This is a genomic window from Arthrobacter sp. TMT4-20, assembly GCF_054510775.1.
Map to the genome: position 1 here is coordinate 156677 of NZ_JBTNDW010000006.1, position 20994 is coordinate 177670.

Here is a 20994-nt window from a genome sequence, read left to right on the forward strand (position 1 = left end):
TATTGGTTTAACAAGTGCAAGTAGTGAGCATCAGCAGCCTCAAGGGCGGTGTCGGCAAGACGTCCGTGACTCTCGGATTGGCCTCGGCAGCGCTTGCCGCTGGAATCCCGACCCTGGTCGTTGATTTGGACCCGCATGCTGACGCCACGACCGGTCTGGGTGTGAGATCCGCTGATCAACTCGATATCGGCCGTCTGCTGAAGATTGCGCGTCGCGGCGACCTCGGAGCCAACGTGGTGCCCAGCGGTTGGGTGGCTTCGGCCATCCAACAGAACCCGCCGTTGTCGGGGAAGGCACCTGTTCTCGACGTCGCAGTGGGCTCCGCCTACTCGGGTATTTACGACCGACCAGATCTGGGACGGCGGGATCTGCGACGGCTCACCACCCTGCTGTCGCGTCTGGAGGGTTATGGGCTGGTCCTCATCGATTGCCCGCCATCCCTCAACGGGCTGACCCGGATGGCGTGGACCGCCAGCAACCGGGTGCTGCTGGTCGCCGAGCCGGGCCTGTTCTCGGTGGCAGGCACAGAGCGAACCATGCGGGCTATCGAGCTGTTCAAACGAGAATTTGCGCCGAATCTGTCCACCGCAGGGATTGTCGCCAACCGGGTACGTCCCGGTTCGAACGAGCACGCGTTCCGCCTCGCGGAAATGCGCCAGATGTTTGGTGATCTCCTATTGAGTCCCACCATTACTGAGCAGGCGAACTGGCAGCAGATCCAGGGTGCCGCCCACTCGGTGCACCATTGGCCGGGCGAATCGGCGCGCAATGCCGCCGGCTACTTTGATGAGTTGCTGAAAAACCTGGTGGATTCCGGCCGGCTGAGAAGCCGGGTGGCCCGACGCGCCTGAGGGAACGAGGTGGCTCGCTTAGCTCAGGGGGCTCTCGCCTCATTCGAAGGGGCCTCGCCTAGCTCAGGGGGGCTCTCGCCTGCTCGAAGGGGGCCTCGCCTAATCCATAGGTGGGTTTGCTAGGCCCTAGCTGATCTTGCGGGTGGCCCGGCGCTTGCTGAGTTCATCGTCGGGGAAGTCCTGATCGGCTGCGTGTTCGCTGGGGAGGGCCGCGAGGCTGCCTTCCACCTCACGCCAGACCTTGCCGACAGCAATGCCAAATACGCCCTGGCCACCCTGGACCAGGTCGATGACTTCCTCGGCCGAGGTGCACTCGTAGACGCTGGCGCCGTCGCTCATCAGGGTGATCTGGGCTAGATCCTCGACGCCGCGTTCGCGGAGGTGCTCAATTGCGGCGCGGATCTGCTGGAGGGAGACGCCTGTGTCGAGCAGTCGTTTGACGACCTTCAGTACCAGGATGTCCCGGAAACCGTACAGTCGCTGGGTGCCCGAACCGGAGGCGCCTCGGACTGCTGGTTCCACGAGGCCAGTCCGGGCCCAGTAGTCTAGCTGGCGGTACGTGATGCCGGCCGCTTTGCACGCAGTGGGACCGCGGTAGCCAGCGTCTTCATCAAGGACGGGGAGATCTTCGGTGAACAGCAGGCCCTGCGCACTGGCCGGGATCCCGGATCCGGACGCAACCGCGTTGGAACCCGTACCGGCGTCGCCTTTGGGACTCACGTGCTGCCTCCTCGTTCTGATAACCGTGGGAATACTTGGACGGTAGGCACTAGGCACGCACCGGATTCTCAGGGTTTGCTCTCAAGTCTGCCCTGAGTTAATGGGTAGTGCAATGAAACCGTATGCTTCGACGTTAGATCGCCGGGCACTCCAGGTCAAAGATGCAGGGCATAAAGAGTTTGGCGTGTCGGAACCTTAACGTTCGAAATCCTCGGGTTCCACGTCGGCGAGGAACTCGCGGAACTGGCGCAACTCCCGTTCGGTGTTGACTGGGGGCGCAGCGGGCGTATCGTCGTCGTCGTCAGCTGCCTCGGTGATCTCCACGCCCGCCTCGTCCAGGACGGAGACGGCGCAGTAGATGGGGCAGGGGACGCGGAGGGCGACCGCGATGGCGTCGGATGCGCGAGAGCTCACCGCCGTGCCGTCGTCGAACACCAGCTCTGCGTGAAAAACGGTATCTTCGACGGAGATCAGCCGGACCTGGCTGATCTCGCGGCCGAGGGCGCTGACCACGCTGACGAGGAGGTCGTGGGTCATGGGCCGGGGCGGGACAATGCCTTGCTGAACGAAGGCGATTGCGCTGGCTTCCGGGGCGCCAATCCAGATCGGGATGTGGCGTTCCCCCTTGGTTTCCTTCAGCAGCACCAGGGGCTGGTTGGAGGGCAGTTCGATTCGGACTCCGACGACTTCTACTTCAAGCATTGCGGCCCCCTAGCTATCCATGCGGGAAATGTGGCCCTGTACCAACGCTGTGTGCAGGTTCAGGCACAGCTCGCTGATTTCGCGGGCCATTTCGGCGGCGCGTGCCTTGGAGGCCACGTCCCGACGGGAAGCGACGGGTGTCACAACCCGCTCAACGAGGCCCAGTTCGCGGTCAGCTGCGGCGCGGAAAGGGCGGAGGTGCCGGGGTTCGATCCCGTGGCCCTCCAGCAATACGCATGCCCGGGTGACGCGGAGGGCATGTTCGTCGAAGCGGCCGTCAACCGGGGCGATCAGGCCAAAGCCCACCAGATCGAGCACCAGGGCATGCCTGGCGCCGGCCTCGGCCGTCAGAGTTTCGAGGGTCAGGGAGCGGGTGTGGGAGTGCAGGTCGCGGGACATCTGGTCCGAGACCATCCGCGGGGACAGGGTCATACCGCCGGGCAGCGATTCCGGCTTCTCACCGCGGTCGATCGCGTCCACGTAGTCCTTGATGACCTTCAGCGGCAGGTACTGGTCCCGCTGCAGTGCCAGCACAAAGCGGAGGCGCTCCACATCATGCGGCGCGTACTTCCGGTATCCGGCCCGGGTGCGCTGAGGGGAGATCAGCCCTTTTTCCTCCAGGAACCGGATTTTGGAGGCAGTGATCTGCGGGAAGTCCCCGGACAGTTCGGTGAGGACCTCGCCGATGTTGAGCACATTGCCGTGGACTCGTTCTGGTGCGAGTCCTACGGTGCGCCGAGCTGGCTGGGGTGAGGGCATGCAGCGGGACCTATTCCTGTCCGAGAGGCTGAACTGGTGACTGCTGTGGCGCTGCTGTCCGGGCGCTGTAGAAGGTCAGGCGGAACTTGCCAATCTGGATTTCGTTGCCGTTGCGCAACGCAACCTTGTCCACCCGGTCGTTGCTGACGTAGGTGCCGTTGAGGCTACGGGTATCCAGCACGGTGAATCCGGTGTCGGTCCGCTCAAACTGGGCGTGCTTACGGGACACCGTAACGTCGTCGAGGAAGATATCAGCGTTGGGGTGGCGTCCGACCGTTGTCACGTCCTGGTCCAGGAGGAAGCGGGCGCCGGAATTGGGGCCGGTATGAGCCACGAGCAAGGCAGAGGTGCTAGGCAGCGCGGCGACCGCCGCCTGCTCTTCCGGGGACAGCTTTGGGTCCACTGCGGTGGGGGCTAGCGCCGGGATCCCAATTGTGGTGGTCTCCGGCGACGGCGCCTGATTTTCTCTTCCGCCATACGTGGCCGCGTTCTCGTTGCCAACCATGGTGTTCCTCCCCAAAATATGTGGCCAACCAGTCGAACGACCGGTTGGCCACCGTGTCCTTGCAACGGTGATCTTGCCTAGTTGTGCCGGACGAGCCGGTACCCCTAGCCTACCTGCTGTGAGTAATCCGATGAACTCAGAAGCTCATCCACGACGGATGGATCGGCGACCTTGATTTCAAGGAGCCACCCCTCACCGTAGGGATCAGAGTTGATGAGCGCGGGATTGTCCTCAAGGGCCTCATTTCGGGCCACCACCTCACCGGTCACAGGCGCGTAGATGTCGCTGACGCTCTTGGTGGATTCCACCTCACCGACGACGTCGGCCGCGGTCACCGGCGAGCCGGCCTCCGGCATCTGGACGTAGACGACGTCGCCGAGAGCGTCCTGCGCGAAGTCCGTGATGCCGACGCGGACCACACCGTCGGTACTTGGCGGGGTCACCCATTCGTGCTCAGCCGTGTAGTGAAGGTTATCTGGAACGTTGCTCATGGGCAGCCTTTCGTCGTACTCCGGTGTGACTGGGCGCGACGTCCGCTGGATGCCACTGATCGAGTATAGGCATAGTGATTGGACGATGGGCAGGGGTGGACTACCCTCAGCTCGCCGAGTGAGGAAAGATCAGTTCATGACCGATCTCCCCTTCCCCGTTCAGCCCATGCTCGCCAAAGCCGTCAGCGATGTGCCCGAGCCGGACAGTGTGGCTGGCGGCCTGCTGTACGAACCGAAATGGGACGGATTCCGAGCCATCATCCACCGCGATGGCGACACCCTGGAGATCGGCAGCCGCGGGTCGAAGCTGCTCACCCGGTATTTTCCGGAACTGGTTGAGGCGCTGAAGGTGTCCCTTCCGGAGCGCTGCGTGGTCGACGGCGAGATTGTGGTCCGCACCGGCTCCCCCGGCAATGAGCGGCTGGACTGGGAGGCGCTGTCGCAGCGCATCCACCCCGCCGACAGCCGGGTCAGGTTACTGGCCGAGGAAACACCCGCCTCGTTCGTCGCTTTCGATCTGCTGGCTGCTGGGTCGAAGGATCTGATGAGCTCACCCTTCGCTGAGCGTCGGGCCGCCCTGGAAGGCATTGCTGGTGCGTTCGCTGCCCCTGTCCATGTGTCTCAAACGACCGACGACGTAGAGCTCGCCCGCCGTTGGCTGGTCGAGTTTGAGGGAGCTGGGCTCGACGGCGTCGTCGCCAAGCCGCTGGACGCCGGATATGAGCCTGGCAAGCGCCGCATGCTCAAGATCAAGCATCACCGCTCCGCCGACGTCGTCGTCCTCGGTTACCGGGTGCACACCAGCGGCGCCGGTGTCGGGTCCCTGCTGCTGGGGCTGTACGACGACGGCGAGCTGCGCAATGTGGGCGGCGCGTCGGCGTTCACCAACAAACGCCGGCTGGAGCTGGTCGATGAGCTGGCGTCCGACGTCGTGCGCGATGCTTCAGGTGAGCCTGTCCGTGGGGAAACCGATCGAAGCCGGTTCGCTTCCGGCAAGGATGTGTCCTTTGTGCGGCTGCACCCGCGGCGGGTGATGGAGGTGCGCTATGACCAGATGGAGGGCTCACGCTTCCGTCATACCGCCCAGTTTTCCCGGTGGCGGCCGGACCGCGACCCCGAGTCCTGCACCTTCGACCAGTTGGAGGTCCCGGTGGCGTATGACCTGAATGAGGTCCTCGCCTAGAGAATAAAACCCGAGAACCTACTTGTCCTTCTTCGCTCTGCTGGGCTGGACGCGGGAGGGCTCCCCCGGCATCTTCGGGTAGTCCGGCGGGAAGGGTAGCTCGCCGAGACCGGAGTCAAGGTCGCGCTGCCACCAGTCGAGCAGTTTGTCGATGGTGCCGGGCTTTTCGTGGAAGCTGGCCCACGGATCGCCGACGGTTTTCAGCCGTTCGGGCACCGTGAGGACGGTGAAGTTCTTCGGGTCGGCGCTCTCCAGCTCATCCCACCCAATCGGGCAGGAGACCGGTGCGTGGGCCAGGGCCCGTGGACTGTAGGCACCGGCGATGGTGCGATCCCGGTTGGCTTGATTGAAGTCGACAAACACCTTCTCCCCACGTTCCTCTTTCCACCACGCGGTGGTGACGGCGTCGGGCATGCGGCGTTCCAGTTCGCGGGCTGCCGCGATCACCGCATGGCGGACGTCGAGAAACTCCCGGACCGGCTCGATCGGGGCAAAGACGTGGAGCCCCCGGTTGCCGGAGGTTTTGATGAAGGCGTTGAGTCCGGCCTCCTCGAGCACCTTGCGCAGTTCGATTGCGGCGGGGACGGCGTCGTCGAAATCGGTTCCCGGCTGGGGATCCAGGTCGATGCGCAACTGGTCAGGGTTGTCGGAGTTCTCGGCCCGTGACGGCCAGGGGTGGAAAACGATGGTGTTCATTTGGGCTGCCCAGACGGCGGCGGCAGGTTCATCGATGACGAGTTGCGGGTGGGATCGGGCGCTCGGGTAGATAACGGGCACCGATCGGATGTAGTCGGGTGCACCCGTGGGCGGGTTCTTGGAGAAGAACTGTTCGCCGTCGATTCCGTCCTTGAACCGCTGCAGGGCGAGGGGGCGGTCGCCGTTGGCAGCGACGAAGGCCTCCCCCACCTCGACGAGGTATTTGGCGAGGTCGAGCTTGGTGATACCGAGATCGGGCCAGAGCACCCGGCTGGGACTGGAGATCCGCACGTCGCGGGTGCCGTGGGGTCCGTCAACGGACAGGACTGTTGCCTCAGATGCCATGGCTCCAACATACTCCCGGGCACCGGCCTTGTCCGCTGAAGGTGTCAGGACCGGTCGTGAGACAGTGATTCGTTTGAGCTGCCTCGCTCAGGCGCCGGCGAGTCCGCCTCGTGGCCGGATGAGCCCGGCCTGCGCCAGGACCAGGTACAACTGGCAGCCGAGGCACAGTCCGAACGCTGCGTTCAGGAACGCGGCGACGAACGCGGCACCTCCGGCGATTGGAAGCGCCCACGGGACGGCCGCGAGGTGCAGCAGCAGTCCCATCGTCACCACAATGAAGCCGACCACCTGAGCAAAACGTGGCAGTCGAGGGTCTTCACGATCGACCGGCGGTGTGAGCCGGGGGCTGAGAACCTTGCGGAACAGCACGCCCCAGAGAGCGGTCCGTGGGGACGTGAAGCCCCAGGCGAACAGGATGGCGGTGATCGCAAGCATCATGAACCCGGGGTCGGACACCCTTTCCGCGAGACTCAGGCGCGGAGTCGCGTCCGCCGTCAGGAGAGCTAAGAAGGTGCCGACCAGCAGCAGGCAGGCCGTCAACGCGGCCGCAAACCGTGGGCCACGAGGGTCAATACCGGGGAGAGGTGTGGTCGAGGGGTTATGAGGCAAGGCGGTCATCGCCGGGTCCTTCCAGGGTGTCAATTTCGGCACGGATGGACGCCACTGATACCGCGCCCGCGTAGCGTGCAGCGACATCGCCGTTCGGATTGACGACGAGCACGGTAGGGGTTTGCATCACCTTCAGCCGCGAGGCGAGATGTGGCCGGTGGGTGAGGTCGACGTCGGTGTACACGACGCCGTCGTAATCCCTGACCGTGTTGGTGAGGGCCCGTCGTACGCCAGGGCAGCGGGAGCAGTAAGCGGTGCTGAACTGGACCACTGTCGCGCGTTCGCCCAGGACCGCGAGGTCCACGTCCGCCGGGGCGATCTCCCCCACCTGCACGGAGCGCTTGCCGCCAGACCGGTGACGCATGGCCAGTCCGATGCCGAGGGCACCGAGGACCAGCACGACGACGATAGCGGCGGCCACGAAAGGGTTCACTCTTCCAAGATACGACCGCATACCCCGGACTGAACCTGGCGGCGTCACAGTTCGTCGTATGCACACCGCCGAGGGAGGCTACAAGCCGGCCGGGTGACGCGGACCGGTGATGCGGCACTCCATCAGTCCAGCAGAGCCTCCACCGTGACGAAGCCGTAGCCCCTGGCGCGCAACCCTTCGATGATGCAGGGCAGGGCGGCGGCGTCGAGGGCGGTGCCGTCGTTCGGGTTGGAACCCACGTGCATCAGAACGATCTGGCCGGGACGGGCCGTGTTCAGGACCCGCTGGCACACAATCGAGGCGGTGATGCCGCCAGATGTCCCTCGCCAGCCCAACGTGTCCACCGTCCAACGGAACGGAACGTAACCAAAACCGTTGACGACGTCGATGTCGAGCTGAGTCCGATCGCCGTAGGGGAACCGGAAGTAGGGCATGGTCGTCTTGCCGGTGAGCGGCCAGATGGCGGCCTCCGCTCGCGCCAGTTCGAGCCGGATGGCCTCGTTGGTGAGCTGCGAGAAATACGGGTGGGTGTTGGAGTGGTTGCCGACGGGGTATCCGTCAGCTGCCATGGCGCGCACGCTGGCAGGATATGCACGCGCGAACTGGCCGGTCACGAAGAAGGACGCCGTCGCGTCATACCGGTCGAGAGTGTTGAGGATGGAGGTCACCCCCGCATTGGAGGCACCGCCGTCAAAGGTAAGGGCCACGACGGGGCGCGTCGTGGGGAAGGACTCCCAGTCGGTGTCATCCCACCTGGTGGGGACGGATGGCCATGGTACGAATGCGGCGTTGGGGCCCCTGTACTTCGCGGGATAGGCATACAGGGCGCCGTCCGTCCGCACCGCCCAGATCGTCTGGGCGCGAGGGTCGAGCTGAGTGGCGAAGATCTTCGGGAAGGCGGACCACCCCGTTCCGATCTGTGTCATGGGGAACGATGTGCCGCTGGACGAGGCGGCATAGAGGCGCAATCTGGCCTCGCTGTCCACAACGAGCAGATCAGAGCGGCCGTTCTTGTCCCAGTCGCCCGCTCCCACGACCTGGCGCATGGGGAGCCAGCCTCCACCCAGTCTGATACGGGGAAGGAAGCTACCGGTGCCGTTGGTCGGGTAGACGTGCATGAAGCCGGCCTTGTCGGTGGCCACGACAGCGGGATACCCGTTGACGGACTGCTGCACCGGCGTCCACGTCCGCATGGTCAGCCAACCATGGCCGATCTGGCGCGCAGCGAGGAATCCACCCGAACCGTTGCCGGGGTACAGCATCAATCGCCCGTCCTTGAAGCGTGCGATCAGGTCGAGGGCACCGTCACGATTCCAGTCCACGCCACCCTGGACGCTCTCGGCGACCAGCCAGCCGTTCCCGATCTGGCGGGGGGACGCGAAACGCTCCCGAGCGTTGGCCGCGTAATAGAGGAGTCGGCCGTCGGACGCGATCAGCATCAGATCGCTGAAACCGTTGCCATCCCAGTCGCCGACCGAGATCGTTCGTGAGGCTGTCCATCCATGCCCAATCCGGTAGGGCGACGAAAAGCCGATGGAGGGGTTGGACGGCAGAGTCTGCGCTGGCAGTGCGGCAGGTGACTCCTCGACGGTCATCCCTGGAGCGGTGTAGGCCGGCGCTCCGACCGCGGTCCCCGTGGGAACCACACCGGTCAGTACGAGCCCTGACACGAGGCCACCCACGATGACGCTCCGCTTCGCAGCCGCCGCGCCCGCACGCCATCTCGCGATGATGCTCCCGCTCATGATTTTGCCCTTACCTCTCGAGTCGCAAGTTGAGGGACTTTCCTGCTCATCTGCTATCTAACTCCGCTGGGCACGATTGGATTAGGGTCTTTAGTCCGTGGTCTGCTCACCTCAGCGGTAGCGCCGCGCTACTTCCCCCGTTACCTTTTTCGTAGCCTGTTTCTGGTGCAGGATGTGGGTGTGCTGGCCTGCTGGCCTGCCGGCATGATTGCCGCCCCCAGTCGCTCATGATCCAGGGGGTGTTGTCACCGGGGTTGGCAGGTGCCAGAGAGACCGCTGATAGAGGCAGGTTTGAACGGCATCGACAACGGTTGTGAGTGCACGGCACCTGCTCGCGCTTCGGTCAGGACGCAGCGCTCGTCGAGGGCTCGGCGCATGTCCGTGGTGATTGGCCCTATTGCCTTCGGGAGGGGCCCCGCGATCAGACGTGGCGTCTTGCCGGAACAACCCGCCTCCGCGGGTCGCGCGCTCGCCATCCACGAACCAAGGAGGGCTGCGACGTCGTCGGCGAGCGGTTTGCAGGCCGGCCACACCGCAGTGACGGCGGATAACGGGGAATACCCACGTTGCGGGGCTGGTTGAGCGGGGTAATGAGACTTCTTCCCACGCAGCCCGTGCCTGAATTCGATCTGGCCGCGTGGAGCCGCCTGACCACGCCAGCTTCGTGATCCTGCGGACCGTCTCAGGCAAACCCTATGCCCCCACTGAAGGGGTCCAAGCACAGGTTCCTTCACAGGGGTCCGTGCATGGGTCTACCTGCTATCACAAAGGAGAAAAACGCCATGGCAAAGATTCTGATGGTCGTTTCGGCCGCTGATTCCCTGACGATGAAGGACGGTAGTCAGCACCCTACCGGGGTGTGGGCCGAGGAACTGGTGGTTTCCCACCGGACCCTCCTCGGCGCCGGACACACGGTCCACATCGCCTCCCCTGGCGGGGTGAAGCCGACGTTCGACCAGGTCAGCCTCGCCCCGGAAATGGCCGGAGGGCAGGAGAAAGTCGATGAGTTCCGGGAGTACATCACCTCCATCGACGATGAACTATCCGCAACGCTGGTCCTCGCCGAAGTGGACGCCGCGATTTACGACGCTGTGGTCCTGCCAGGCGGGCACGGCCCGATGGCTGACCTGTTTCAGAACGAGGACCTTGGCCGCACCCTGATCGCCGCCAACGACAGCGGGCGAATCATCGCTCCGTTCTGCCACGGTCCTGCCGGATTGCTCAGTGCAGTGGACGGAAACGGAAGGTTCGCCTTCGAGGGCCGGCGGATGACCGTGTTCACCAACAAAGAGGAGCTATCCGGGGGAACCGGGGAGAACACCCCGTGGTTCGTGGAGACCGCATTGCAGGAGCAGGGCGCCGTAGTGGAGCTGGGCGCTGACTGGTCATCCTTCGTGGTGCGCGACGGCAACCTGATTAGCGGCCAGAACCCCCAATCCAGCCACGACGTCGCCCTCGCCGTCATCAACGCCCTAGCCGAATAAGCCAATCACCGCAGGGGGCGAATAGGGCGCGGTCTGCGGCAAACACCCTCCGAAGTGCCCGCCACCGCTGTTCCACCAAGGTCGGCCGCGCCCTAGTTCGGGAACGATCCCGGTGCACCCCCCGGCGCTGGCGCTGCTGGGCTGGCGGGGGTGCGCTGGAGGTCCCGGGTGGGCCCGGCACCCAGCGACAGCCAGGCCCACGAATTAGTCGCCTGATGCCCACTGTGTCCTAGATTGCAGAACTCTGAGTTCTGGCCTGTCTATCGTCTGTAAGTACCACTGATAGGAAGGCAAGGACATGAGTTCAGCACATAGCGAGACGCGGGCGAAAAGATCCGCAACTGACCCCGGCACCTCCACCGGAACCCGTGTTATGGCCGGGGCCTTGGGCGGTCTTGCCGGCGGGATCGTATTCGGGATTCTGATGTCCACCATGGGAATGCTGAGCATGATTGCCTCACTGGTTGGCTCAAACTCGGCGATCGTCGGTTTCCTGGTCCATTTGACGATTTCGGTGTTGATCGGACTCACCCTGACGGTACCCGGTGCTGGATTGCTGAGAAAGGGCTTGATTATCAGCGCCGTCGTGGGCGGCGTCTATGGCATGCTGTGGTGGGTTCTTGGCCCGCTGCTGATCATGCCGACCATAATGGGCATGCCCATTTTCGCCCTCGACGCGGGGTCTGGTGTCTCATTGATGGGACACGCGGTTTATGGCCTTATTCTGGGACTGGTAGCGGCCCTCATTATCCGACGTGGCCGGTGACCACGCCGAACCTGGTGGCCGCCTGCTTAACCACCATTGTCTCCGCAGCTGGCAAAACAGCGACGGTTTGGGCGCCACATGAACGGGAGAGAGAACCCTTGACCGAATCCGGGGAGCCCTTCAGCTGCCTCAACGCCGTGGAGCTTTTCGCTGACCTCACAGCCGAGGACATGGATGCTCTCGACAGGGTGTCTCCGCCCCGGCTCTTTCACAGTGGTGAAATCCTCTTCAGCCAGAGTCAGCCCATCAAGGCCCTGTTCATCCTCAAAGCAGGGCGGATCCGGATTTTCCGGGTAGCCGAGGATGGGAAAACTCTCACCATTGCAATCCTTGAACCCGGCGCGGTGTTCGGCGAGATGGTGCTGATAGGCATGCAAATGTACGACAACTATGCCGAAGCGCTCGAAGAATCAACGGTGTGCCAGCTCAGCGCAGCAGATGTCGAAAACCACTTCCTTTCAAACCCCAAACTGGCGGTGAAAATCTCCCGCCTACTCGGCGAACAAGTCGCCAGGTTGGAAGAACGTCTCACCGACATGGCACTGCGGCCCCTTTCAGCCCGAACCGCAGCGACCTTACTCAAACTCGCCGACGCGGCCCCACGCAGCAGGTTCACGCACTCGGTAGCCGTGAAACTCACCCATGAACAACTTGCTGGACTGCTCGGAGCAACCCGCGAAGCCACCAGCAAAACCATGTCCGACTTCGCCGCCAAAAAACTGCTCCGGCAAGGCCGCGGCCGGATCATCATCGAAGACGCCGAAGGACTGCGCCGAATTTCCCGCACCACTTCCTAACCCTCGGGCGCCGGCATATCAGCCCCAACGTCAGACCTTCTGTGGTGCCCGCGAAAGCCCCTCCACCGAAAACTTTCCTGTAGTCGATACCCAAAGAAGGAGCACCATGACCCGCGTTACCGTCCACACTCCCGAAACCGCTCCCAAGGAAAGCAGCAACGAACTCGCTGCTTTGGGGAAACAGTTCAGGAAAGTCCTGAACATTCACGGCGCCATGGCCCACTCCCCCGTTGTCCTGCAGTCCTACGTCGCCCTCCAGCAGGTCATCGGTGACTACGGTACCTTCGACGCGCGCACCAGAGAAGCCATTGCTCTGGTAGTCGGCAACGTCGACGAGTGCACCTACTGCCAGTCCGCGCACACCGTGGGCGCCAAAGCCGCTGGACTCAGCGAGGATCAGACCATCGCCATCCGCAACGGCAATATCGACTTCGACGACAAACTCTCAACCCTGCTGGAACTAACCCGGCAGGCCACCGCGAACAAAGGGTCGGTCAAGGACGCAGACTGGCAAACCGCCCTCGACGCCGGATGGTCAGACACCGAACTCACGGAACTATTCACCCACGTGGCCCTGAACCTGTTCACCAACTACTTCAACCACCTCGTCGACACCGACCTGGACATCCCAGCCGCACCCAGCCTCTAACTCCTCGCAAACCCATGTAGACCCTGCCGTCCGTTCGCGGCAGGGTCTACATGTCCTCCAACCGGGTAATGAGATAGCTACTGATGACGGCCTTCTGGTCATGGGTGCCGGGATGCAGACCCGGGAGACCCGTCTGTCATTGGCCGGGGCTATCCTCGTGCCCATGGGGCATAAGTTTCACGGTGACAGCTGGGGCATGGCTCCCGGGGCACGCAACTGGCGGCGGCCCCTGCAGGTGAATGCACCTGACCCGGCGGACGTGCATACCACCAAGGCAACGATCCCGCTGTGGACCGACCTTACCTACGCTGACGGCGGCACAGCCACGGTCAAGGCCTTCGCCCTCGGGTGGACCGACGCAGCCGTCCGCATCCAATGGGTTGAGAAGAGCCTCGCCCGGTACGTCTGGGTGGATGCCAGTAAGGTGCGTCGGCGGGTTCTGGAACGAAAATAGTCCCGGCGCAGATAACCCACGGGCAAAGAAAAACCCGCCGATCCGGGCTGCAAAGCCTAGATCGGCGGGTTTTTCGCTGTCGGGATGACAGGATTTGAACCTGCGACCCCTTGACCCCCAGTCAAGTGCGCTACCAAGCTGCGCCACATCCCGATTGGCCGACCAATGAAGGCCGAACCACCTGAAGAATCCTATCGCATGCCAGGCCTCCGGACGAACCAGACGAGCCGGAAACAGGTTTCTCAGGTAAAAACGGCCACCGGGCCAAGGATTGCCGCTAGAGAGCGGCAATCCTGACCCTGAGGGCCGTTCCTTGCTACTTCTTCTTGCCGCGCTTCTCGCGGACCCGCATGGCGACCTCGATGGGCGTTCCCTCGAAGCCGAAGGTCTCCCGCAGGCGACGCTGGATGAACCGGCGGTAGCCCGGATCCAGGAACCCGGTGGTGAAGAGGACGAACTTCGGCGGACGCGAGGAGGCCTGCGTGCCGAAGAGGATCCGGGGCTGCTTTCCACCGCGGACCGGGTGCGGGTGGGCAGCAACCAGCTCGCCGAGGAACGCGTTGAGGCGTCCGGTCGGGATCCGGGTGTCCCACGATTCGAGGGCCTGGTCCAGGGCCGGGGTGAGCCGGTCCTTGTGCCAGCCGGTCAGCGCCGAGATGTTCACGCGGGGCGCCCAGTCGACATGGGCCAGGTCCTGCTCGATCTCGCGCTCCAGGTACTTGCGGCGCTCGTCGTCCATCAGGTCCCACTTGTTGAACGCCAGCACCAGGGCACGGCCGGACTCCATGGCGAGGTTGAGGATCCGGATGTCCTGTTCGCTGAGCACCTCGTCCACGGCCAGCAGCACCACTGCCACCTCGGCCTTTTCCAGGGCCGACTGGGTCCGCAGCGACGCGTAGAAGTCGGCGCCCTGTGCCATGTGCACACGGCGGCGGATGCCTGCGGTGTCCACGAACCGCCAGACACGGCCGTCGAGCTCAATCATTTCGTCGACCGGGTCGCGGGTGGTTCCGGCCAGCGGATCCACCACTACCCGGTCGCTGCCTGCGAGCTTGTTCAGCAGCGAGGACTTGCCGACGTTGGGGCGGCCGATCAAGGCAACCCGACGAGGACCGCCGGAACGTTCCAGTCCGCCGTGCGCCGAGAACTTCGGCAGCACCTCGAGCGCCTGGTCCAGCATGTCGCCGGTCCCGCGGCCGTGCAGGGCCGAAACGGGCCAGGGCTGGCCGAAGCCGAGACCCCACAGGGTGGCCGCGTCGGCTTCATTCTGGATGTCGTCGACCTTGTTGGCGACGAGAATGACCGGCTTCTTCTTCTTGCGGAGCATCTGCACAATGGCTTCGTCGGTGGCGGTGGCGCCAACGGTGGCGTCGACGACCAGCAGGACAGCGTCGGCCATGTCGACGGCGATCTCGGCCTGGTCGGCGACCCGGGCGTGGATGCCACGGGCGTCGTGCTCCCAGCCGCCGGTGTCCACGAGGGTGAACCCGCGACCGTTCCAGGTTGCTGAGTACATGACCCGGTCACGGGTGACGCCGGGGGTGTCTTCGACTACCGCTTCGCGGCGGCCGAGGATGCGGTTGACCAGGGTGGACTTGCCGACGTTGGGACGTCCGACGATCGCAAGTACCGGGTCGAGCTGCAGGGGCGCGTCGGGGTCATAGTCCTCGGGCTCCAACGCCAGCAGGGCAGCGTCTTCCTCGTCGAGGTCATAGTCGTCGAGTCCGGCCCGGAGGGACCGCGCGCGGATCTCGGCTTCGTCGTCGTCGATTCCGGCCAGGCGCTCCGCAATCGAGTCCTCGCCGGTCGGCTCAAACTCTTCTGCCCCTTCAATGTCAGGGCGGGCCTGGTTGTCAGTCATGAGTGCATTCCTTCGTTATCAGTGTGCAACGGTTCGAACGACGTCGAGCACAGCCGTGATGGTCTGCTCGAAATCGAGTTCCGATGAATCTACGGTAACCACGCCATCTGCGGCCTGGTGAAAATTGACGACTTTCGAGTCTTTGGTGTCCCTGCCGATGACCTGCTCCTGCAGCTGCGCGTCGGTCTGGGTGCCACCGAGCTGGTCGCCACGGCGGCGCAGGCGGGCGGCCTCGCTGGCGGTCAGCAGGATCCGCACCTCAGCGTCGGGGGCGACCACGGTGGTGATGTCCCGGCCCTCGGCCACGATGCGGTGCCCCGAGTCGGCGATGATCTGCCGCTGACGGCGGATCAGTTCGCTGCGGGCACCCAGGGTGGTGGCCACCGCCGAAACGGCCTCGGAGACGCGCGGTTCGCGGATCGCGGCGGTGACATCCTGACCGCCGACCGTCACTGACTCGGAGTCGGGACGGGTGCTGATATCCAGCTCGATCGTGCGGGCGGCGTGTTCGACGGCGGCGCCGTCACCCAGGTCCACCCCTTCCGCGAGGCAATGCCAGGTGACTGCCCGGTACATGGCTCCGGTGTCCAGGTAGGCGGCATGGAGTTGACGTGCAGCCTCACGGCTCACGCTGGACTTACCGGACCCGGAGGGCCCGTCGATGGCGACGACAAGGGACTTGCCGATGCGGAATAAGGAATGAGGGGTGTTCACTGGACCACTTTCCAACCGTTGGCGGTAAGGAATTCAAGGAGATCGTGCCGTTTGCCGGGCACCACCGAAATTTCGGCCATACCCACCTGACGCCCGGGCGAGTGTTCCAGCCTCAGGTCCTCAAGGTTAATGCCGGCGTCGCCAATCTCGGTGAGGAGCCGCGCAATCTGCCCCGGCACGTCATCGACAAGCACCGTCATGCGGGCGAACGCTTCGGGCGGGGTGCCATGCTTGCCGGGGATGCGGGCCTGGCCCACGTTGCCCTCGGAAATCAGCTGGGCCATGTCGAGGCGCGAGCCTGCCCCCGTGGGATTCTCGAGGGTGCCGATCAAACGGTTCAGGTCCTCGCGCACCCCATACAGGATCTCGACCAGACGGTCCGCGTTCGCGGAGAGGATCTGCACCCAGAGCCGTGGGTCGCTGGCGGCGATCCGGGTCACATCGCGCAACCCATTGCCGGCCAGGGCCAGCGCGTGGGGTGGTGAATCCTGCAGCCTGCTGGCCACCAGCGAGGAAAGGACCTGCGGTAGGTGGGAGATCAGCGCGACCGACTGGTCGTGATCCTCGGCGCTCATGCGCGCGACGACGGCACCCAGGTCGATGGCCAACGCTTCGGCGGTGCGGATGGCCACGGCGGTGCTGTGCTCTGAAGCGCAGACCACCCACGGCATGCTGGTGAACAATTCAGCGCTGGCGGCAACCGGCCCGGATTTCTCCCGGCCAGCCATCGGGTGGGTCCCCACGTAGCGGCTTAGCGCCGCGTCGTCGACGACGGTGGTCAGGTGGTCAAGCACCGAGGCTTTGACGCTGGCAATGTCGACGACGACGGCGTTTGGGTACTCGGTGAGCGCCTTGGCACTCAAGTCAGCCGTGACGTCCGGTGGCGCTGCGATGACGACCAGTTCCGGTTCGAACGTCTCGACCGGGTTCAGGGCCCGGCCCGCGCCAATATCCTCGGCCACCGCTTGGGTGGACGGAGAGATATCGGTGAGGACGACGTCGATCCCACGTGCCTTCAGCCCCAGCCCAATGCTGGCGCCCAAAAGCCCCGTGCCCACTATGAGCACGGGACCAGACAGGTGGGTGCCGCCGTTGTTAGCGCCAGGCATGGTTTAGAGTCCCACCGCTGCCAACAGGTGTCCGACTTCCTGGTTGCCCAGGACACGAATGCTGCCCTGACGCTGGTCGTTGACCCGGATGGGGCCGACCTGGGTGCGGACCAGCCGCTCGACCGGGTGGCCGACAGCTTCGAAGAGGCGACGGACCACACGGTTGCGGCCCGAGTGAAGGACAACCTCCACCAGGATGTGTCCCGGGGTGGAATCGACGAGCCTGAACGAGTCGACGCTGGCGATGCCGTCTTCAAGTTCGATGCCCTCTCGCATCTGCGCGCCGATGCCGTGGGCCATGGGGCCGCGGACCTGCACCAGGTAGGTCTTGGGGACCTCATAGGACGGGTGGGTGAGGCGGTTGGTGAGTTCGCCGTCGTTCGTCAGGAGCAGCAGGCCCTCGGTGGCGACGTCCAGACGACCCACGTGGAAGAGCCGCTCGTTTTCGTTCTTGTTCTTCAGGTAGTCACTGATGCAGGGACGGCCCTCGGGGTCCTCCATGGTGCAGATGACGCCCTTGGGCTTGTTGAAGACGTAATAGACCAGGTGATCGTTGAGCTGCAGACGAATGCCGTCAACGTGGATGGCAACCTGGGTGGGATCGACCCGGACACCAAGATCGGTGACGATGGTGCCGTCGACCTCGACGCGGCCGTCCTCGATCATTTCCTCGCAGACGCGGCGTGACGCCACTCCTGCCGAGGCCATGATTTTCTGCAGGCGCACGCCGTCGGGGTTGTGGACGTCGAGCCGATCGACGGGCAGTGCCTTGGGGCCCTGTGCCTTGGGCCGACGGACCGGTCCGAGGCTCTGACCGAAGCGTTCCCTGCCGAAGGCCTTGGGACCGGTTGGCTTCTGTCGGTTGCCGCCCTGCTTGGCGCCGGCCTGCTTGGGGGTGCGGTTGGCGAAGGGACGGCCCTCGCCTGAACCCTCCGACGAACCGCGGTAACCGCCGGTCGCGGGGCGACCGGTGGAAGGGCGACCGCCAGTGGGACGACCGCCAGCGCGGGGTGCACCGTCGCGGGAGTATCCGCCGTCGCGGGGTGCACCATCGCGGGGTGCACCGTCGCGGCCTGGCTTGGCTCGCGCGGCGCTGCCACGGGCTGGTCCCTGACGCTTGGCTCCGTCGCGGGCCGGGCCCCGACGTTCACCGTCGCGGTCCGGACCTGGGCGGCCCGAGCCTGCACGGTCCGGACCCGCACCGCGGCTGGCACCGTCACGTGAGGAACCCTGGCGGGCGTCGCCGTCGCGCCCTGCCCCTGCCCCTGCAGCCGAGCCGCGACCGAAAGCGTCGCGTGCCGACCGGCCACGCGCTGACCCCGATCCGGTGCGGGGTGCACCGCCGCGTGCTGACCCGCCGCGGGGTGCACCCTCGCGGGGGCCATCCTCGTCGCGTTTGGGGTTGTTGCGTCCGGAGCCGGAACGTGGCGCCTGTGTCATTGAATGTCCTTTTAGCTAGCGTATTTAGTACGTGGTGTCATCAAAGTCACCGAGATTTTCCAACCCGGGTAGATGTGGTGAAAGCTGAGGTAGGTCAGCAACGCTGCCAATACCCAATCTTTCCAGAAAGTACGGAGTTGTTCCGTACAGGATGGCGCCTGTCTCAGGATCGGTTGCCGCTTCGGCGATGAGACCGCGTAGCGCCAGGGTGCGTACCACCGAATCCACGTTCACTCCGCGGATTCCTGAAACTCTTGCCCGAGACACCGGTTGCCGGTAGGCGATGACGGCGAGGGTTTCCAAAGCTGCCTGTGACAGGCGGGCGCTTTGTCCTTCGAGCACGAACTTCGCCACTACCGGCGCAAACGTGCTGCGCGAGAAAATCCGCCATCCTCCGGCGACGCTGCGTAGCTCGAAGCCACGCGGCTGTGAAACCGCCGGATCGGTGGTGTGCCCTTCCGGGCCCTGACCAGTATAGCCGTCATACTCCTGCTGGAGTTCCACCAGCAACTCTCTGACTTCGAGGACGGGAACCATGAGCGCGGTGGCCAGCTGCATTTCGGTGACGGGCTCGTCGACCACCATGAGCACTGCTTCCAGCGCGGCTTTGACCCCACCCGGTTCGCCCGAGGGGTCAAAGAAGGTTTCGTCAGCGTCAGGTTCCTGGGCTTTCACGGTGATCCTTCAGCGGTTAGCGGTGCCACGGCTGCCGGGGCTGGAGGTGGCGGTGCCGGATGGTCGTATTCCTCACTGATTGAGGCCGGGGACCAGTCTTTCGCCCCTGCAGACCAGCGAACGGTTAGGTTTCCGAGCGGAGCTCCCTGGTCAAAGGAAATCACAGCGTCACGGAACATTTCCAGTAGGGCAAGGAACCGGACCACGACGGTCAGCATGTCCTCGGCATCCTGGGTGAGTTGCCTGAACGATAAGGGGTGTCCTTCGCGGAGCCGAACCCCCAGCAGCTCCGCCTGTTCGCGAACGCTTACCGCTGACCCGTGGAGGTGCTCAATGCCCACCCTTGTGGGTGCTGCTTCGCGAGGTTCAAGTGCCTTGGCTGCCAGCGCAGCGAACTGCTCCGGGGTGGTCCGCCAGGTGAGCTCGGGCATCATCGCAGCGAATTGTGGTTCCAGGCTGACCTCCCGCGGCAACCGTTTGCCTTCTTCGGCCAGCCGCTCCCCCAGTTGCCGGGCGATTTCCTTGAAGGCCTTGTACTGCAGGAGCCGGGCAAACAGCAGATCCCGGGCTTCGAGCAGGGCCACATCCTCGTCGTCTTCGACTTCACCGGCGGGCAGCAGCCGTGCAGCCTTGAGATCCAACAGGGTTGCGGCGATCACCAGGAACTCGCTGGCTTCGTCGAGCGAGAAGTCCGCGTCGGTGCCCTGGAAAGCCCTGATGTAGCCGATGAACTCATCGGTGACCGTTGCGAGAGCTATTTCGGTGATGTCCAACTCATGTTTGGAGATAAGCCCCAACAGCAGGTCAAACGGACCGCTGAAGTTCTCGAGCCGCACGGTGAACCCGGCGGTTTCCGGCGCACTCGCGCCGACCTGGCCCCCCTCAACCTGGTTACCCTCGGCCGGGCCCCCCTCCGAGGCGCCCCCGCCGTCACCGTTAGGGACAACGACGTCGGGAACGACGACGTCGGGCTCGGCGTCACGCACGAGCGTCGGCGCACTGCACGGAGAAGGGCGCGGCGCGCTGCATGGTTAGGGGGCGCCGCCGCGCGCGATCAGTTCCTTGGCAAGTCGGCGGTAGGAATCTGCTCCCGAGTGGTTGGCCGCGTACGAAGTGATCGGTTCCGCGGCGACCGTCGCATCGGCGAACTTGATGGTGCGCTTGATGACGGTCTCGAACACCTTGTCGCCGAAGGCCTCGACCAGCCGTGCAATAACTTCGCGGCTGTGCAGCGTCCGGGCGTCGTACATGGTGGCCAGGACGCCGTCGACCTGTAGTCGCGGGTTCAACCGGTCCTGGACCTTCTCGATCGTTTCGACCAGCAACGCAACAGCCCGCAACGCGAAGAACTCGCAGATCAGTGGAATGATCACGCCGTGCGCTGCGGTGAGCGCGTTGACCGTCAACAGGCCGAGCGATGGCTGGCAGTCGATCAGGATGACGTCGTAATCATCCGAGACCTTACGGAGGGCACGGTCCAGTACCTGTTCGCGGGCCACCTCGTTCACCAACTGCACTTCGGCCGCTGACAGGTCGATGTTGGCGGGCAACAGGTCAACATTCTCGAACGCTGTGGTCTGGATGGCGTCCTGGATCTTAACTTTGCGGTCCATCAGCACGTTGTAGACGGTGACGTCCAGTTCATGCGGGTTGGTGCCGAGGCCTGCGGACAGCGCACCCTGGGGATCGAAATCCACCAGGAGCACGCGACGGCCTGCCTCGGCGAGCGCCGCACCCAGGTTGATGGTGGAGGTGGTCTTGCCGACGCCACCCTTTTGGTTCACCATGGCTATCACGCGGGCCGGTCCGTGGGAGGACAGGACCGGTGGTTCGGGGAACACCGTAACCGGGCGACCTGTGGGCCCAATCTCGGCGTCCTTCAGAGTTGTGGAACCCTGTTCGCTACTCACGTATGTATCCACGCTTCCGTTAATCGGTGTGCTGAAAGTATTGCTTGCTTACCTGCCCACAACGTTACAACCGGGGCTGCATTCCGACCGGTAAAT

Annotated in this window: 23 protein-coding genes and 1 tRNA gene; 7 read left to right on the forward strand and 17 right to left on the reverse strand. The window is 64.3% G+C overall.

Annotated elements, in window-relative coordinates:
• Window positions 1-14: 14 nt before the first annotated feature.
• The gene (locus ACX80Z_RS07945) at window positions 15-851 is read left to right on the forward strand and encodes a ParA family protein (protein ID WP_024477544.1); all 837 of its coding nucleotides are present in this window, start codon (window positions 15-17) and stop codon (window positions 849-851) included.
• A gap of 126 nt (window positions 852-977) precedes the next feature.
• Here the strand turns inward: ACX80Z_RS07945 and ACX80Z_RS07950 are convergent, their stop codons facing one another.
• The 5 genes from ACX80Z_RS07950 to gcvH all read right to left on the reverse strand — a co-directional run bounded on the left by ACX80Z_RS07950 (window position 978) and on the right by gcvH (window position 4028).
• A complete protein-coding gene (locus ACX80Z_RS07950) occupies window positions 978-1571 on the reverse strand; it encodes a MerR family transcriptional regulator (protein ID WP_019481370.1) in 594 nt (197 codons plus the stop codon).
• Between the two features lie 195 nt (window positions 1572-1766).
• Window positions 1767-2273: a bifunctional nuclease family protein gene (locus ACX80Z_RS07955; RefSeq protein ID WP_459315495.1), complete on the reverse strand. Its 507-nt coding sequence runs from the start codon at window positions 2271-2273 to the stop codon at window positions 1767-1769.
• A gap of 9 nt (window positions 2274-2282) precedes the next feature.
• Window positions 2283-3032, reverse strand: a complete 750-nt coding sequence (gene ftsR, locus ACX80Z_RS07960; RefSeq protein ID WP_019481372.1) for a transcriptional regulator FtsR — start codon at window positions 3030-3032, stop codon at window positions 2283-2285.
• Between the two features lie 10 nt (window positions 3033-3042).
• Window positions 3043-3537 (reverse strand): FHA domain-containing protein, encoded by a 495-nt coding sequence (locus ACX80Z_RS07965; RefSeq protein ID WP_024477542.1) that lies wholly within the window; start codon window positions 3535-3537, stop codon window positions 3043-3045.
• 104 nt (window positions 3538-3641) lie between these two features.
• A complete protein-coding gene (gene gcvH / locus ACX80Z_RS07970) occupies window positions 3642-4028 on the reverse strand; it encodes a glycine cleavage system protein GcvH (protein WP_019481374.1) in 387 nt (128 codons plus the stop codon).
• Window positions 4029-4164: 136 nt separating this feature from the next.
• On the opposite strand from gcvH, the gene ACX80Z_RS07975 reads away from it, so the two are divergent.
• Complete coding sequence (locus ACX80Z_RS07975) at window positions 4165-5211, forward strand: ATP-dependent DNA ligase (RefSeq protein WP_019481375.1); 1047 nt, start codon at window positions 4165-4167, stop codon at window positions 5209-5211.
• Window positions 5212-5229: 18 nt separating this feature from the next.
• Here ACX80Z_RS07975 and ligD read toward each other — a convergent pair whose 3' ends face one another.
• The 4 genes from ligD to ACX80Z_RS07995 all read right to left on the reverse strand — a co-directional run bounded on the left by ligD (window position 5230) and on the right by ACX80Z_RS07995 (window position 9039).
• The gene (gene ligD, locus ACX80Z_RS07980) at window positions 5230-6252 is read right to left on the reverse strand and encodes a non-homologous end-joining DNA ligase (RefSeq protein ID WP_459315496.1); all 1023 of its coding nucleotides are present in this window, start codon (window positions 6250-6252) and stop codon (window positions 5230-5232) included.
• 87 nt (window positions 6253-6339) lie between these two features.
• A complete protein-coding gene (locus tag ACX80Z_RS07985) occupies window positions 6340-6870 on the reverse strand; it encodes a DUF4395 domain-containing protein (RefSeq protein WP_459315497.1) in 531 nt (176 codons plus the stop codon).
• Complete coding sequence (locus ACX80Z_RS07990; RefSeq protein WP_024477539.1) at window positions 6851-7294, reverse strand: thioredoxin family protein; 444 nt, start codon at window positions 7292-7294, stop codon at window positions 6851-6853. The genes ACX80Z_RS07985 and ACX80Z_RS07990 overlap by 20 nt, the downstream gene beginning before the upstream one ends.
• Before the next feature lie 122 nt (window positions 7295-7416).
• Window positions 7417-9039: a polysaccharide deacetylase family protein gene (locus ACX80Z_RS07995; protein WP_459315498.1), complete on the reverse strand. Its 1623-nt coding sequence runs from the start codon at window positions 9037-9039 to the stop codon at window positions 7417-7419.
• Between the two features lie 782 nt (window positions 9040-9821).
• On the opposite strand from ACX80Z_RS07995, the gene ACX80Z_RS08000 reads away from it, so the two are divergent.
• From ACX80Z_RS08000 to ACX80Z_RS08020, 5 genes are all read left to right on the forward strand, one after another.
• Window positions 9822-10523 carry a type 1 glutamine amidotransferase domain-containing protein gene (locus ACX80Z_RS08000; protein WP_459315499.1) on the forward strand — a complete coding sequence of 234 codons (702 nt, stop codon included), beginning with the start codon at window positions 9822-9824 and terminating at the stop codon, window positions 10521-10523.
• A gap of 298 nt (window positions 10524-10821) precedes the next feature.
• A complete protein-coding gene (locus ACX80Z_RS08005; protein WP_237715198.1) occupies window positions 10822-11289 on the forward strand; it encodes a hypothetical protein in 468 nt (155 codons plus the stop codon).
• 98 nt (window positions 11290-11387) lie between these two features.
• Window positions 11388-12086, forward strand: a complete 699-nt coding sequence (locus ACX80Z_RS08010) for a Crp/Fnr family transcriptional regulator (RefSeq protein ID WP_459315500.1) — start codon at window positions 11388-11390, stop codon at window positions 12084-12086.
• Window positions 12087-12192: 106 nt separating this feature from the next.
• A complete protein-coding gene (locus ACX80Z_RS08015) occupies window positions 12193-12735 on the forward strand; it encodes a carboxymuconolactone decarboxylase family protein (RefSeq protein WP_459315501.1) in 543 nt (180 codons plus the stop codon).
• A 163-nt stretch (window positions 12736-12898) separates the two neighbouring features.
• Window positions 12899-13189 carry a hypothetical protein gene (locus ACX80Z_RS08020; protein WP_459315502.1) on the forward strand — a complete coding sequence of 97 codons (291 nt, stop codon included), beginning with the start codon at window positions 12899-12901 and terminating at the stop codon, window positions 13187-13189.
• A 79-nt stretch (window positions 13190-13268) separates the two neighbouring features.
• Here the strand turns inward: ACX80Z_RS08020 and ACX80Z_RS08025 are convergent.
• The 8 genes from ACX80Z_RS08025 to ACX80Z_RS08060 form a co-directional block, all read right to left on the reverse strand.
• A tRNA-Pro gene (locus ACX80Z_RS08025) sits at window positions 13269-13342 on the reverse strand.
• A gap of 163 nt (window positions 13343-13505) precedes the next feature.
• On the reverse strand, window positions 13506-15050 hold the full coding sequence (gene der, locus ACX80Z_RS08030; protein ID WP_019481386.1) for a ribosome biogenesis GTPase Der: 1545 nt from the start codon (window positions 15048-15050) through the stop codon (window positions 13506-13508).
• Between the two features lie 18 nt (window positions 15051-15068).
• Entirely contained in the window at window positions 15069-15764 is a 696-nt protein-coding gene (cmk, locus tag ACX80Z_RS08035; protein WP_019481387.1) for a (d)CMP kinase, read from the reverse strand.
• Window positions 15761-16873: a prephenate dehydrogenase gene (locus ACX80Z_RS08040; protein WP_459315503.1), complete on the reverse strand. Its 1113-nt coding sequence runs from the start codon at window positions 16871-16873 to the stop codon at window positions 15761-15763. The genes cmk and ACX80Z_RS08040 overlap by 4 nt, the downstream gene beginning before the upstream one ends.
• 3 nt (window positions 16874-16876) lie before the next feature.
• A complete protein-coding gene (locus tag ACX80Z_RS08045; protein WP_459315504.1) occupies window positions 16877-18313 on the reverse strand; it encodes a pseudouridine synthase in 1437 nt (478 codons plus the stop codon).
• A gap of 24 nt (window positions 18314-18337) precedes the next feature.
• Window positions 18338-18988 carry an SMC-Scp complex subunit ScpB gene (scpB, locus tag ACX80Z_RS08050; RefSeq protein ID WP_019483382.1) on the reverse strand — a complete coding sequence of 217 codons (651 nt, stop codon included), beginning with the start codon at window positions 18986-18988 and terminating at the stop codon, window positions 18338-18340.
• A complete protein-coding gene (locus ACX80Z_RS08055; RefSeq protein ID WP_459315505.1) occupies window positions 18985-19974 on the reverse strand; it encodes a segregation and condensation protein A in 990 nt (329 codons plus the stop codon). The genes scpB and ACX80Z_RS08055 overlap by 4 nt, the downstream gene beginning before the upstream one ends.
• Window positions 19975-20019: 45 nt before the next feature.
• Complete coding sequence (locus ACX80Z_RS08060; protein WP_019483380.1) at window positions 20020-20898, reverse strand: ParA family protein; 879 nt, start codon at window positions 20896-20898, stop codon at window positions 20020-20022.
• Between the last annotated feature and the right edge of the window lie 96 nt (window positions 20899-20994).